11 protein-coding genes are annotated in these 15123 nt (G+C 52.7%); 7 read left to right on the top strand and 4 right to left on the bottom strand.

Going from position 1 to position 15123, the window contains the following annotated elements:
• Positions 1 to 82 precede the first annotated feature (82 nt).
• Entirely contained in the window at positions 83 to 1927 is a 1845-nt protein-coding gene (locus MKY96_RS23915; RefSeq protein ID WP_340943881.1) for an ATP-binding protein, read from the top strand.
• 18 nt (positions 1928 to 1945) lie between these two features.
• On the opposite strand, the gene MKY96_RS23910 is transcribed toward MKY96_RS23915, so the two are convergent.
• Positions 1946 to 2194 (bottom strand): NHLP leader peptide family RiPP precursor, encoded by a 249-nt coding sequence (locus MKY96_RS23910; protein WP_445321980.1) that lies wholly within the window; start codon positions 2192 to 2194, stop codon positions 1946 to 1948.
• A gap of 74 nt (positions 2195 to 2268) precedes the next feature.
• On the bottom strand, positions 2269 to 3210 hold the full coding sequence (locus tag MKY96_RS23905) for a hypothetical protein (RefSeq protein ID WP_340943878.1): 942 nt from the start codon (positions 3208 to 3210) through the stop codon (positions 2269 to 2271).
• A gap of 220 nt (positions 3211 to 3430) precedes the next feature.
• Here MKY96_RS23905 and MKY96_RS23900 point away from each other — a divergent pair, with 220 nt between their 5' ends.
• Together MKY96_RS23900 and MKY96_RS23895 are read left to right on the top strand one after the other, a co-directional pair.
• Positions 3431 to 4507: a Gfo/Idh/MocA family protein gene (locus MKY96_RS23900; protein WP_340943876.1), complete on the top strand. Its 1077-nt coding sequence runs from the start codon at positions 3431 to 3433 to the stop codon at positions 4505 to 4507.
• Positions 4508 to 4866: 359 nt separating this feature from the next.
• Positions 4867 to 7116, top strand: a complete 2250-nt coding sequence (locus tag MKY96_RS23895) for a glycoside hydrolase family 9 protein (protein WP_340943874.1) — start codon at positions 4867 to 4869, stop codon at positions 7114 to 7116.
• Positions 7117 to 7232: 116 nt separating this feature from the next.
• On the opposite strand, the gene MKY96_RS23890 is transcribed toward MKY96_RS23895, so the two are convergent.
• Both MKY96_RS23890 and MKY96_RS23885 read right to left on the bottom strand, forming a co-directional pair.
• Entirely contained in the window at positions 7233 to 8285 is a 1053-nt protein-coding gene (locus tag MKY96_RS23890) for a helix-turn-helix transcriptional regulator (RefSeq protein WP_340943872.1), read from the bottom strand.
• Between the two features lie 93 nt (positions 8286 to 8378).
• The gene (locus MKY96_RS23885; RefSeq protein ID WP_340943870.1) at positions 8379 to 9512 is read right to left on the bottom strand and encodes a hypothetical protein; all 1134 of its coding nucleotides are present in this window, start codon (positions 9510 to 9512) and stop codon (positions 8379 to 8381) included.
• A 313-nt stretch (positions 9513 to 9825) separates the two neighbouring features.
• On the opposite strand from MKY96_RS23885, the gene MKY96_RS23880 reads away from it, so the two are divergent.
• The 4 genes from MKY96_RS23880 to MKY96_RS23865 are packed head-to-tail and all read left to right on the top strand — an operon-like array spanning position 9826 to position 15112.
• Positions 9826 to 10719 (top strand): ABC transporter permease, encoded by an 894-nt coding sequence (locus MKY96_RS23880; protein WP_340944750.1) that lies wholly within the window; start codon positions 9826 to 9828, stop codon positions 10717 to 10719.
• A gap of 16 nt (positions 10720 to 10735) precedes the next feature.
• Positions 10736 to 11602 (top strand): carbohydrate ABC transporter permease, encoded by an 867-nt coding sequence (locus MKY96_RS23875; protein WP_340943867.1) that lies wholly within the window; start codon positions 10736 to 10738, stop codon positions 11600 to 11602.
• Between the two features lie 39 nt (positions 11603 to 11641).
• Complete coding sequence (locus MKY96_RS23870) at positions 11642 to 13207, top strand: extracellular solute-binding protein (RefSeq protein ID WP_340943865.1); 1566 nt, start codon at positions 11642 to 11644, stop codon at positions 13205 to 13207.
• 24 nt (positions 13208 to 13231) lie between these two features.
• Positions 13232 to 15112 (top strand): glycoside hydrolase family 20 zincin-like fold domain-containing protein, encoded by a 1881-nt coding sequence (locus MKY96_RS23865; RefSeq protein ID WP_340943863.1) that lies wholly within the window; start codon positions 13232 to 13234, stop codon positions 15110 to 15112.
• Positions 15113 to 15123: the final 11 nt, after the last annotated feature.

Here is a 15123-nt window from a genome sequence, read left to right as displayed (position 1 = left end):
TGCTTGCATGTCTTTGATGGTCAAAAGTTTACATACAGCGTTAGTATTGTTTCTGCTTTGCCTAACCTGCGGAAGCCTCCTGGTGTCCGCGCAAAGCGCTTCCCCCGCCGGTGAGATCAGACATTGGCAGATGAAGTGGCAGGAGGGAACGGATGATGGCGGACTCCAGGCTCCGGTAACGGAAGACCAGGGGTGGATCGATGTGGAGGCGAAGGCCGAGATGCCGCGCAAGCCTTCCGGGGTATCCTCCGCCTGGACCAAGATTACATTGCCCTCCTATCATTACGTGTCCCCCTCCGTCTATATTCAGACGATCTATGCGCTACATGTGAAGGTGTATGTGGAGGACCGGCTGGTTTTTGAAGGGGACCGCGGCTTTATTATGGATAATTATTCCTTGCTTGTGCCCCTGGACATGCGGGATAACGGAAAGACGCTCTATATCTGGACGCAGACGCTCCAGGACCGGATTGGAATCAAAGAGCAGGTGATGCTCGGTGAGCACAGTATTCTAATCAAGGACTATATCAAGAACGGACTCATAGATGTGATTCTGGGCGGCGCTTTTATCTTCGTGGCTGCGGTGCTGTTTGTGTGCGCATTTTTCCTGAACAAGGAGTATTTCCCTGTGGCGGCTTCGCTGTCTATTGTTATCGCCTCTACCGGTGTGCTGTCTGTAACCTACTCTCCCTTCACGTATACCTTCTACAGCTATTTGGGCGGGCTCAGCGTATTTTTGTTCGATGTGGCGCTGTTGTCCCTGTTACCCGCACTGACCTTCCTGTTCGAGAAAATATTCGGCGCGGGCAAATACGGCATCATCCGCAGGTTCCGCAAATTCCAGATGGCCTATTCCTTATTCTGCTGTGTCCTCCTCATTATAAATGCACTCTCCGGGGGCCGGTATCTGCAATTCTACTACTTCATCTCCACCAACATTGTCGGCATTATTATGATTCTTCAATTCATTCTGCTGATCGGCTGCGTCATCGTGTTCTCCCTGAAGCGCAATAAGGATGCGATCATCTTCGCCTGCGGCTTCGGTACGGCTGCCCTTACCGGGGTGTTGGAGCTGTTGTGGTATTATTTCAAACGCGGAAATTATGATCTCTTCTACTGGAAATGGGCGCTGGTTGTGTTCATTCTCTCGCTGATTGTGATTCTGGGACGGCGGCTGGCGCAGAACCACAGCCAAGTGGTGAAATATTCGCAGGAGCTGGAGCTGTTCAACAACGAACTGCAGCGTTCGGAGAAAATGGAGATTATCAGCGAGCTGGCAGCGTCGGTAGCCCATGAGGTGCGTAATCCGCTCCAGGTGACCCGGGGGTTCCTCCAGCTGCTCAGCGAGAAGTCGAGCGGGGACGAGCAGAAATACCTGTCCATGGCGCTCAGTGAGCTGGACCGGGCGGCGAGTATTATCACCGATTTTCTGACCTTTGCCAAGCCGGAATTTGAACAGGTCTCCCTGCTCTATGTGAATGAAGAGTTCATGCATATCCAGAGCATCCTGCTGCCTTTATGCCATTTGAACGGGGGCAAAATGATTCTGGAGGTGGAAGACGGCTTGCGGGTCAAAGGGAATTCCTCGAAGTTCAAGCAAGCGATGATTAATATCATCAAGAACAGCATTGAATCCCTGGGGGAGGAAGGCACGATTCATCTGCTGGCCTACAGCCGGGGCGATAAGGTACATATTCATATTAAGGATAACGGGGCAGGTATGGAACCAGCTGTGCTTAGCCGTCTGGGCGAGCCATATTTCTCCTCCAATAAGACGAAGGGCACGGGGCTCGGGCTGATGGTTACCTTCCGTATTATTGAAGCGATGGAGGGCGAAATTCGTTTTATGAGCAAAAAAGGAGTTGGAACCGAGTCCATCACCATTCTGCCGCGTGCAGAAGGGCCGGACGATTCCAACTCCCGATAATAGGTTGACTTGAGTATGCTACCAGGTTCCCATTGGGGTGATACGTGTCTTCATTACATCGGAAGAAGGGCTTGGGGGAATGACCAGGTAGAATTCATTAGAGCCTTCCTCTACGGTCTTCAGTGTAATGTTGTCAGGAAGGTTGATGCCCAGCACTTCCTGGAGCGCTGCCTTCGGATCTGCAAGCAGTCTTTGTTTGAAAGCCGGATCTTCCCACGCCTTCTGAATCACCTGGTTCTTAAGAACTCCTACTGACAATACAATCACCCTTTCGAAATGGTTATAATTGCCTTTTTAGTATAGCATAGGCCATTCTATAATTCTATTGCTATTTGCATAAATTATGAGAGATTCGAGTGCGAAGATAGCCAGTAATCCAGCCCCCCGCCCAGCAGCAATTGCTTCTGCGCTTCAATGGCTGCGGCGATCTGCTGCAGGTTCTGCACGAGCACGAGATGGAAGGACACCAGCAAGGGCAGCTGTAAGCTGGCCTCCTCCAGGATGAGCTGGTTGGCTTGGGCCGTTGCAGCATATCCGGTAAGTCCGCCTGCTACATAGAGGAAGTCCTTCACTGCTGATTCGGTCAGTGGTTCTTCTGCGGCTATCCCGGTACTGGAGCGTACCAGTGACAGCAGGCAGTTATAGCTGCTGTCCTCCAGATCCTGTTCCCAATCCTCGTAGTCATCAAGCAGCTGCAAGGTCAAGAGCACAGTGTGAATCATCTCTTCGGCCTCGGGAATGGAGGAGGACTGGCCGGAGAGCAGCAGCGCAGCCGTGCTGCTGAGCTTAAGCGGGCTGGCCTTATGGGAGATACGGATGCGGTCATTCAGGAAGTAATCGCTGCCGGCTTCCCCGCTTACGCTGTCTGCCCACTCGCTGATGTAACGGCTGAAGCAGGGCCAGAAGGGAGAGTCCGCCGGGAACAGCGGAAGGTAGGTAGCCAGAAACTCGACATAGAGCAGATTGGCAAGCGGCAGCGTTTGCGCAGCCGAGGCCTCCGGGCTGTCCATCAGATCATCCTGGAGGAAGAAGTAGAGCATGAGGAAGATGTTACCTGCGGACATCCTGCGGGCCAGTTCGGGGTTCAGGCTGCACGGGTCCTGGAGCCAGAAGGGCAGCAGGTAACAGATGTAATTCTTGTGGCTGTCCGGGTGGAACACGTTGAACTGATTGAGATACGACAGGCCGCGGGCATTAAGCGGCTCTGGAAACGCAGAGATCACCCTGCGGCTCTCCTCAAAGACCACACGGAGCTCGTCCTCATAAGCATGAAGCCAATCCATAGGCTTATCTCCTGTCAATTATGTATTGTCTTACTAACAATAGGTAAAAAGTGGGTATGTGACCTGATTATAATCCTACGTCCGTCCTATTTCAATCAAAATTTGGAAAGTAGGCCCGGGGAGGGTAATCGGGCTATTCTACCCACGAAAATTAGTGCTGGCGGGGCAGAGAAATAACAGAAATAGACCATAGTGAGTATTACAGAAGGGGGGTGGGGTCATGGGAATCATCAGATTTGGACTGGTGGGCGGGGGCTGGCGGGCAGAATTCTATCTGCGGATCGCCAAGGCCCTGCCTGAGCGCTTTGCTATTGCGGCCATGTACGTCCGCAATAAGGATAAAGCCGAAGAATTGAAGAGAATATTGGGAGTGGAAGTGTACACCTCGCTGGATCTATTTGTTGCAGCGGGCGGTTATTCCTTCGCAGTAATCTGCCTGAACCGCGAGGTCAGCAAAGGTAGCATCATTAGACTGGCTGCCGAAGGGGTTCCCGTCTTGGCCGAGACGCCTCCGGCGCCGGATCTGGAACAGCTTCTTCAGCTATGGAATGCGGTGGACCGTTCAGCCGTTATCCAGATCGCTGAGCAGTATATGTACCAGCCGATGCATGCAGCCAGAATCAGGCTAGTGCGTTCGGGACGACTCGGGAGAATCAGTCAGGCGCAGGTATCGGTGGCCCATGGCTATCACGGGATCAGCCTCATCCGCAAGCTGCTGGATGTCCGCTTCGAGAAGGCGGCTATCCGGGCTCAGAGCTTCGGTTCAGCTATTATGAAGGGGCCGCAGCGCAGCGGGCCTCCTCTTGCGGAGGAGCTGATTCAGACCGATCAGACACTGGCTACCCTGGATTTCGGGGACCGGCTGGGGGTCTATGATTTCACCCGTGACCAGTATTTCTCCTGGACCCGGGCCAGCAGGCTGCTCGTCCGGGGAGAGCGCGGTGAGATCATGAATGACGAGGTATCCTGGCTACAGAGTTATGACACTCCGGTCTACACTAAGCTGCGGCGGATAGATGCCGGTCATGGCGGCAATCTGGAAGGCCTGCATCTCCGGGGAATCATGGGGGAGGGGGAGTGGCTGTACCGCAATCCATTTATTCCTGCCCGGCTTACGGATGAGGAGATTGCTATTGCCGAGTGTCTGGATAGAATGCAGCAGCATGTAGAGGGCGGCCCTTCATTCTACAGTCTGGCAGAGGGCTGCCAGGACCAATACCTGGCCCTGCTCATGGAGCAGGCGGCGGCCAGCGGGGAGACGGTCCTGTCCGTTGCCCAGCCTTGGGCGGCGGAGTGACGTACAAAGAAACCTTTCCATGTTGGCGGAAAGGTTTCTTTTCTTGTTCATAGGATTCACGGTCATCACCTGTCTGAAGGGCTTCATAGCAGCATCACGGAAACGGTGAACTGACCCTATACACTTTGCCATTTATGTATTCATTTTCTTCGCTATCCGTAAAAAAAGACGATATAAATAACATATGAGGATTTAATTCCCATGATAGGACTGGTTATAATGCAGGTACACCGCTCCAAGGTACAGCGGTTTACAGCCTGACATTTAAATGACTTCATGGAGGTGATTGGGTGAGGCAGGCGGCTTCATATAAATTACAGCACCTTGCACGTGAAAAATGAAAGGGCGTGTACAAAGATATGAATTCACCGGATTCGGTTCAAGCTAGTGTAAGCGGCATATTTATAAGGGTTAACCAGGTTGGATACAGTCCGGCTGCGGCTAAAATAGCCATCGTATTATCAAGCACGGGCTTGAGCGGAGTTAGATATGATGTGTTCAATTCAAACAACACCTCGGTATTGAACGGAACCATTACCACAGCCAGTAAAGGGAGCTGGGGTGACGCGGGTGGTGCAAATTGTGCTTATTCCTATGCTATAGATTTCAGTGCACTAACTACTGCCGGAAGCGGATATTATATAAAAATCAACGCCTATAAGTCCCCGGTCTTCGCTATAAGCAATTCGGTTTACAGCAGTCTGGCCGATCTGTCCATGCAGTTCTTCAAAGTGCAGCGGTGTGGGAATACCAGTCCGCAGGATCATGGCGTATGCCATATGACGGGAACGAACTCATCCATTGACGGAAAGCCGGATGGTGCTTCCGGCACCAAGGACTTTACCGGGGGCTGGCATGATGCCTCGGATTATATCAAATTTCTGAGCACTATCGGACATGTTACGGATGTGATGCTAACGACTTATATCCACCATCCGGAAGCTTTTCCTGCTCCCGGAGGCGCGGCCGGAGCATTGATGGAAGCGAAGGTAGGTCTTGATTTCATTCTCAAGCTGTGGGACAACACCAACCAGATTCTGTATATGGAAGTAGCCGACGGCCTGGACCATGATGTCGAGAATGATGATCTGGATTCCCGCAGCAAAACCTGGCCGCAAAATGACAATACGATCTATGGCGCGGCGCGTCCGGTGCATCCATGCCCTGCCGGTACAGGCGCAAACCTGGCCGGAAAAGCTGCAGCTGCCTTAGCGCTAGGAGCTAAAATATGGGGAGATGCTGCCGGACCGGTCTATAATGCTGCATTAGCTGCCGGCTATTTGACTGCAGCCCAGCAGATCTACACCTGGGGTAAGACAAGGACGGGAATTGCCGGGGATGCGGACGGATTCTACGTGGATACGGACTATAAAGACGATATGGCCTGGGCGGCTGCCGAACTCTACCGGGCCACAGGTACCGCCGTCTATTTAACAGAAGCGAAATCGTTCTGTGACAGTGCGGGAGAATGGTACAACAAAAGTAACACAAGCCTCAACTGGTCCAGAGCCTATCACTGGGCAAACTATGAGGTCGCCTCCCTTGATCCGGCTTATAAGAATACTGCCGCAGGCCGGATGAATAATCATCTGAACCTGAAAAAGAATTATGCTGCCGGGCAATTCTGGAATACCAGCAGTGAACCCAAATGGGGTACGTATGAAGCCATGAGCAATAATGCGGTAGAAGCAATGATGTATCAGGAATTAACCGGAAATACCACATATGCGGTTCTGGCCCAGCAGCAGATTGATTTCATGCTGGGAAGGAATCCGTGGGGTGTTAGTAAGTTAAATGGTGCGGGTACAACCTGGTTTAAAAATCCCCGCCACCGTGTAACCACATTGAACCGTGTGAATAACCCGAATTACCAGCTCCGCGGAGCCTGGAGTGAGGGGTTTGAGACCAGCAGCCAGTACGCTGTAGACCAGCAGGACCCGCTGCTTGCCGGGCAGGAAGATCCGGGGATCGTGCAGTTCAATGACAACCGGATGATCTGGCATGATAACCGCAGAGATTATGCTACCAATGAGGTTACCATATCAGGCAATGCAGCGGGTATGGCGATGGTCGCCTTCATGGGAGGAGGCGCATCCTCAGGTGCACCAACCGACTATATTACAAATGGAGATGCCTATGTAAGAGACGGCACCTATGCGGCAACCAACTATGGAACAGCAACAACAGTCGATGTAAAGGGAGATGCGGATGAGGGCTATAACCGGAAAGGGTTTGTAAGATTCGATCTTACCGGTCGTACTGGATCACCCGTTGCTTCTGCTCTACTGAAGATATACTGTAATGCCGTATCTGCGTCAACGCCTGTGAAGGTATACGGACTTACCGGCAGTGATGAATGGATAGAGTCGGGAACAGGAGGCATCACCTGGAACAATCAGCCGGGCAGTACAGGTGCAGTGCTGGTTGGCACAATTAATGTATCTACAGCCGGCTGGTACACTATCGATGCAGCGGGTTTTGTGAATAGCCAGCTCGGCGGCGATAAGAAAATGACCTTCAAGCTGCAGGTTGAGAACAATAACGGTGCAACGATAAGCTTCAACAGCAAAGAAAACACAGCCAATAAACCGGTTCTGACTGTGAGTTAGGCAGGTGATAAATAGGAACCACAGAGAATCCAGACTGGAACGGAAGGCTGCTGAGCTTAGATCAGCAGCCTTTTCTTTGCGTGCGTATGGACTCGAGGCAGAGGAAGCGGACCGCCTCAAGTCCCGTCTTCCGCAGCGGGCAGTCCTCCGCTGGCATGGCTTTTGCGGTATTCGCCGGGCGTAAGGCCGGAGGCGCGTTTGAACATACGGATGAAGGAATTGACATTCAGGTAGCCGACCTGGAGTGCGATCTCCTGAATGCGCAGGTCGACGTTCATCAGCAGCTCCTTGGCATGGCTGATCCGCAGGTTGTTCAGATAGTCGCTGAAATTGATGCCTTGCTTCTCCTTGAAGAAGGTAGACAGATAGCCCGGACTCAGATTCAGCTTGTCGGCAACAAGATTCAGATTGATATTCTCTCCGTAGTGCTTATCCAGATAGTCCAGCATAAAGGCAAGTACGGGGTCCCTGGTCTCGGATTTCGCCCGCATAGCAGCAAGGATCGGCCGGACCATTGCGTGAAGCCATTCCTTATATTGCCCGGTGGAATAGAAGCTCTCGAAGTTCTCCTTAAGAGCCGGCTGAATCAGTACAGCCTCCTCCAACCCCAGCTTCATTACCGTCTTGCCCGCCTGCTCCACCGCTCCCGCGGCAAAGGCCCGGAAATCTTCGGCCGCAGCGTCCTTCTGGTTCAACTGCTCCAGCTGTCTGGCCAGCCATCCCAGCACCGCTTCCTCATTGCCTGACAGCAGGAGGCCCGATAGCTCCTCCCCATGGGTTACCTTGACATGAAAGGAACGGGCCGATGAAGCGCGCGGCTCTACGATAATCTGGGTTTCTTCGTTCAGCCTGCGTTCTTTAAGCAGTGAGGAGAGAATCCCGTAAGCACCGGTAATCGGAGTCTCTCCGGAGTAGACAGGACTTACCGCGATGGTCAAATAAAAGGCGGGCTCCACCTCCAGCAGCTCCTTCAGAGTCTGGAGTGTCTGAAGAATAGCGCTCTGCGGTCCGCATTGGAACAGCAGCAGCAGGAGCTGGTTCTGCTCCGGCTGCACAGCCACTATATCCCCTTCGCTGCCCAGGAACAGGTGCTGGATCAGCTGCCACAGCATCAGGGTATCCTTCTCCGGGCTCTGGGACGGCTTCTTGAAGCTGAGCTTGAACAGCACGGCTGCATACGGCCGGTCTTCCGCTTGGGCATCCTCCAGATCCAGCAGATTGGGGTTCAGGGGGATGTTCTTAATTTTATGGGAGTAGGCGTACTAGCGCACCAGCGAATTTTTATGCTCCAGATCGGTCTGAATGAATTGGTTGGTCTCCAGAATACGGCTCATGCGGTCCCCGATGATAGCGAATTCCTTCACGCTGCTTAGCTTACCCGCGCCTGTACCCGACTTGCGCTCCAGTGCTGCAATCAGCCGCTGCAGCGGCCGGTTAAGACGGTAACTGAAGAACAGCGAAAACAGAATACTGGTGAGCACGGCGGCAGTCAGCAGGGCGGCCAGCAGCAGCTGCATCTGGCGCATCCCGGAAGTCACTGCAGCGGCTGGTGTAACCTGGACATAAGTGAATCCGGTCTGCCCGCCTTTTTGATAGAAATAATATTGGTCTCCGACCTGCTCATGGTAGCTGATGCTCCCGGAGATGTCGCTTAATACCGGCCGGTCTGCCGAGGTGGAGAACAGCATGACGCCGTCTGCATCCAGAATATAGAACGGACTTGCGCTCCCATCCCCGTAAGCCGTGTGCAATTCGCGTGCATTCAGCATGACAATGCCATAGACCTCCTTATTGGGAAGAACCTGGGTGACCAGCGGCAGCAGCGACCCGAGCGGACGCGAGGAATTCATCGTACTCTCTCTAAAATTAGCTGCAGGCAGGACCCTCATGTACTGATTGCCCATCGTCTGCCGGCTCCAATAATCCGGCGGATACTCCTTGCTGGCATAATATTTGGAGAACATATCGTTCATACTGCTGGTGCCGTCCTTTTCAAAAACATAATCCGCTTCTTTGAAATAGAGAATGAAGTTCTCAATATGCAGGAACGGGTTGGAGTAGACGTTCGCCAGATCCGATTTGACCTCACGGACCACATCATAACGCCTGTTCTCGCGGACCTGGCTCAAGAGGCCCAGGTTGGCCGTCCATGTACGCGATCGGTTAAGGGTTAGAATGATGTTCTGTGTCAGCCGGAAATGATTCTCGTAGCTCAGGGCGGTCTGCTTGAGACCCAGCTCATTCTGGCGGACCATCTCCTGATAGACCTTCTTGCTCAGATATAGATGAGAGACAAGATTGAAAGAAGCCAGCAGCAGGATAACGCTGAGAAAGCTCAGCATTAGCTTCACGAACAAGGCGTTGAAAGCAAATTTAAAGTCTGTTCTTCTGCGCATGATGGTCCCCCTTGCTATGGACATTCTTTTTATACCATCATAGCTCCCGAAAGCTCACACGGACAATATGCACTTTCTTCTTTTTATACGCCGATTCTTAGAAAATCGCTAATCGGGCGATATGTAATATAACATGCTGATAGCGCTATCACTGATTTTATTTCTATAATTCAACCATAACTCCCGGCTTGAAAGGGGAAATAAGCTAACATCACTACAGTATTTAGGGGGGATGCGTATGGGGCAAGCAAATGCACTGCCGGAGACAACCGCCGGGAGAAACCGGGAACGGCCGCAGCTGAGGGAACGGGTGATGAAGACCTGGAGAAGAAACAAATTATTATGGCTGCTGTTTCTTCCCTGTCTGCTGTATTATTTGATTTTCAAGTATCTGCCGATGTTCGGGCTGGTGATCACGTTTAAGGATTACAATCTGTTCAAGGGGATCTGGGCCAGCAACTGGGTGGGCTTCAAATATTACCGGATGTTTCTGGAGAACCCGGATTTCCTGCTGCTGATGAAGAATACCTTTCTGCTTGGATTATACCGGCTGGTATTCGGCTTTCCTGCCCCGATCCTGCTCGCGATTCTGCTGAATGAGGTAAGGAAGGCATCCTTCAAACGTCTCGTGCAGACGGTAAGCTATCTTCCGCATTTCATCTCCAATGTCATTGTTGCCAGTATGGTGATTATGTTTCTCTCGCCAACGGGAGGGCTGATCAATAATCTGCTCGGCGGCCTTGGCATCGGGCCTGTTAACTTCATGAACGAGCCGGGTTTCTTCCGTATCATTTATGTACTCTCGGAAATCTGGCAGCATATCGGCTGGGAGACCATCATCTATCTGGCTGCGCTAACTGCCATTGATCCCCAGCTGTACGAAGCGGCAGAAATGGACGGAGCAGGCAGACTGCGGCGGATCTGGCATATTACGCTGCCGGGTATCTCTCCCGCGATTGTCATTACACTCATTCTGAATATCGGGCAGGTGCTGGAGATAGGCTTCGAGAAGGTCTTCTTGATGCAGAATCCGGCGATTTACGAAACTGCGGATATTATCAGCACTTATGTATACAGAGTCGGTATGCAGCAGGGTAATTTCAGCTACGGTGCTTCCATAGACCTATTCATGGGGATGATCAGTCTGGTCTTCATCTATAGTGCCAACTGGATCAGCCGCCGCATAAGTGAAACCAGTCTATGGTAAAAAAGAGGTGCTTATTATGAAATTCCGGATGAACCTGTTCAGTATAATCAATGGGATTGCGCTGCTGATGGTTGTGACCGCTACGCTGTATCCGTTTGTACACATGCTGGCGGTGTCGCTTAGCAGTGATTCTAATGTCATCCAGAATAAAGTGTCCATCTGGCCCAAGGGCTTTAACCTTGACATGTATAAAGTGGTACTGGAGGACTCCAAGATCTGGGTAGCTTACAAGAACACGATCGTCTACACCTTTACGGGTACACTGATCTCCCTGCTCATCACCTCCACGGGAGCTTACGCCTTGTCGCGGAGCGATATGGCGCTGCGCAAAAGCTTGACCATGCTTATTGTAGTCACCATGTTCTTCAGCGGCGGGATGATTCCCACCTTCCTCGTGGTCCGCTCTCTGAATCTGGTCGATACCGTATGGGGGATGGTGCTGCCGGGTGCAGTGAGCACCTGGAATCTGATTCTGATGCGCACGTTCTTCGCGGGCATTCCGAAGGAGCTGGAGGAGTCGGGGCGTATGGACGGATTGAATGACATCGGTATCTTTGCCCGTATCATCGTCCCCTTGTCCAAAGCTTCATTTGCGACGATTGCGCTCTTCTATGCAGTGAGTATGTGGAATAATTTCCTCGGCCCGCTCTTGTATCTGCGCTCCTCGGAGCTGTTCCCGCTGCAGGTACTGCTGCGCAATATGGTCCTTGCCGGCACCTCCAGCTCAGGAGATGTAACCGGTATTGGGGGGGATAATCAGATTGTTGAAGAATCGCTGAAATATGCGACGATTATGGTATCAACACTTCCGATTCTGGCCGTGTATCCGTTTATCCAGAAGTATTTCGTCCAAGGCGCAATGATTGGAGCCGTCAAAGGCTGACAACGAACAGTACAATTCATAGGAATGGGAGTGGCTTATATGAGAAAATGGATGACTGCAAGTCTGCTTACCGTGATGGCAACGCTGCTTCTGTCCGGCTGCAGCGGCAACAATAAGAATGCAGCCGCGCCGGAAGCTGCAGTGCAGGAGGGCGGTGAAGGTTCGGGAAGTCCGTCTGCATTGCCGGTCAAGACCTTCACGGCGCTGCTGGACAACAATGCTACGTTTCCTTATTCGGAGTCCTGGCCGGTCTGGAGCTGGCTGAAGGAGAAGACCGGTGTCACCCTGAAGGTGCAGACGCCTTCCGGGGAGCTTGAAGAAAGCCTCAATCTGGCGATTGCCTCCAAAAACCTGCCGGACATCCTATATATGCCGAACCGTAAGGAATCTAACAAATTCGGCCAGCAAGGTGCTCTGGTGGATATCAAGGAGTATATGGACAAGATGCCGAACCTGAGCAAGTGGATCCAGCAGTATCCTGATGAAGCTAAGGCGGCGTTGTCCGCAGACGGGAAGATGTATATGTTCCCGAACCAGGGCTTCGGAGAGACGAACCGCTTAGTCTGGATGTACCGGAAGGATGTTTTTGACAAGGAAGGCTTGAAGGCGCCAACGACCTATGAGGAGCTTCATGAAGCTCTTCAGGTGCTGAAGGCGAAATACCCGGATAGCTTTCCGCTCTCCATCCGTTACGGGCAGAACCCCGATGAGCTGAATGCCAGCATGACGATAAACTTCGGGACCAGTGAAGGAGCATATTTTAATTTTGATAACAGTGAGTGGCATTACGGGCCAACGGAGCCCGCTTATAAGGAAATGCTCGGCATGTGGAAAAGCTTCTATGATGAAGGGCTGATTCCTCCGGATTTCCTCTCGCTGCAGACAAAACAGTGGCAGGATATGGTATCTACCAGCAAGTCTTTTGTCACCGTCGATTATATCAGCCGGATTGACTTCTTCAACAATGCGATGCAGAAAGACAACCCTGAATACAACATGCAGTTCCTGGCTCCACCCGCAGGTCTGGCGGACGGCAAGCAGCTCAATCCTTATTTTCACTATCTGGAGAGCGGTCTGACAGTGGCTTCGACCTCGAAGCAGATTGAAGACATCATGGCCTATATGGATTTCTTCTATACAGAGGATGGGCGTACACTTGCCAGCTGGGGCAAGGAGGGGGAGACCTATACCAAAGAAGGCGATACGATCAAGTTCAAGCCGGAATACAGCGATGTGACCGAAATGCGCAAGCAGACCGGGCTGCAGACCAGCGGCACATATACCTGGATCGACTTCAATGCCCATCTGTCGCTGTTCTCCGATAACCTGAAGCATGCTTATGAAGAAGCGGCCAAGTATGACCCGTCCGCCATGCAGCCCCGCCCGGCCTTCACCGAGCAGGAGAATGAAGTGATCTCGCTTACCGGGGAAGCGATCAACAAGCACCGGGATGAGAGCTTCGCCAAATTCGTCACCGGCTCCAGAAATCTGGCCGAGTGGGATAAGTATGTGGAGGAAATGAACAATCTGGGCGTGGATAAGCTGGTAGGCGTATATAAGGAAGCTTACGACCGTATGCAGAATGTGCAGCTGAGCGGGGAATGAAGCTGCAAGATAAGGAGGAGAGCCGTGTATAATTTATTGCCAGAACCGCAACAGTTGAAGCTAGAGGACGGAAGCGCTTTTCAAATCAATGACGGAGTATGGCTGAGTCTGATGATGGAGCAGGAGGAGCCAAGGCTGGAGCGGCATTGCCGCCGTGCTTTTCCCGGGGCGAAGCTGGCCAGCTCCACAGAAGGCAGCGGCTATTCTCTGCTGCTGCATAGCGCGGCGGGAACGTCTGCGGGTGAGCGTCTGCAGAAAGGAGCGCTGGGAGGGGGCAGCGGTGAGAACGGCGTAGCGGGAGCCGGGCTAGTTGGAGTGCTGGAAGCGGAGCTTTCGCTGCTGGAAGGCCGGAAGGAGAGTTATCTGCTGGAGGTGTCTGAGCATCGCGTTCGCATCCGGGCTACGGAGGCCGCCGGGCTGTATTATGGGCTCCAGACCTTGCTGCAGCTGCGGAATCCGCAGGGAGAGATATTCGCAGTCACCATTATGGACTGGCCGGATACCCGTTTGCGTGCGATGAACTATGACCTCCGCCAGACCTTCTCGAAGCCGGAGCTGCTGGTCCGTTATTTGGCTGATTTCTCCAACTACAAGATCAATGCGGTCCTGATCGAATACGAAGACAAGTTTCCGTTCCGGAAGTATCAGGAGCTGACGCACCCGCAGCATGCGCTGAATCCGGAGCAGCTGGAGGCGCTGCTGGGCGCTGCGAAGGAGCATTTTATCGAGATTATTCCGCTTCAGCAGAGCTTCGGGCATCTGGAATATGTGCTTCGGCACGACCGTTGGCGGCATCTCCGGGAGACCGAGTCTTCCAGCGGAGAAATCTGCCCGTCCCGTCCGGAATCCTATCAGCTCATTACGGATTTGCTGGAGGAGATGATGGAGGCTCATCCGGACTCCCCTTATATTCATCTAGGCTGTGATGAAGTGTATAGCTTGTGTGAGTGTGCGCAATGCCGGGAAGCCTTCGGCGGAATCCGGGAGCGGGCGTTCATCGCCTTTCTGAACCGGCTGATTGAATTCACTTCAAGCCGGGGCAGAACGCCGGTATTCTGGCATGACATGCTGGATAAATGCCCGCCTGAGGAACTGGCGAAGCTGGACCCGCGCAGTGTAGCGATGATCTGGATCTATAACGGCCGCAATATTGAAGCGGAGGTCTCAGGGCTGGCGGACAAATTCCGAGCTCTCGGCATTGAAGTGATGGGAGCACCGGCGGTCCGCAGCTTCGACTCGGCAGAGCATCAGAATTATCCTGTGCTGGATAACCGGACGGATAATCTGCGGCAGTGGGCTGAAGCAGCCGGTCGTCTCCACCTTGATTGCGTGGTGGCTACGAACTGGACCGGCCCGTTCAGTCTGGGAGTCCCTTACGGAATCTTTGAAACGACCTGGTATCCCATGCTGCTTCATGCTGAGCTGGCCTGGAACCGGAAGGCGGATACGGAGACTTTTATTGACCGCTTCCTGGAGCGGTTCCACGGCATTCCTGCCGGGAAGGCGCGTGAGCTTCAGGGAAGGTACAGGCTGGAGGATTATTATAATCTGATCTGGAAGCTGGTTGATGAAGTCCGGCTCAACAAAGATGTTGCCGGACTGATTGCGGTAATGCATGATTTTGAAGATGCTACAGATCGTTCGCGGGCTATCCATAAATACGTCTACCGCTGGGAGATGTATCCGGGGGATGAGGCGGAATGGCAGTCCCTGCTGAACAGTTACCGGCATAACCGCCATGGGCGAGAGGCGGTCCTCCCGCGCATGACAGCAGCGTTGGAACAGTATCAGTCTCCCGATATGGCCGCTCATTTTGTAAGCTCGCGTTTCTTCCTGCATGATTATCTGGAGCGGACCTTATACCATGTGATGGGGCTTCATTTGGATCACTCAGCAACCAGTTGATAGAAGAAGCT

Origin of the sequence: Paenibacillus sp. FSL R7-0302 (genome assembly GCF_038006885.1) — a bacterium.
Lineage (GTDB): Bacteria > Bacillota > Bacilli > Paenibacillales > Paenibacillaceae > Paenibacillus_AQ.
Note: the sequence above shows the minus strand (reverse complement) of the source record. Positions and strands in the feature narration are given on the sequence as shown.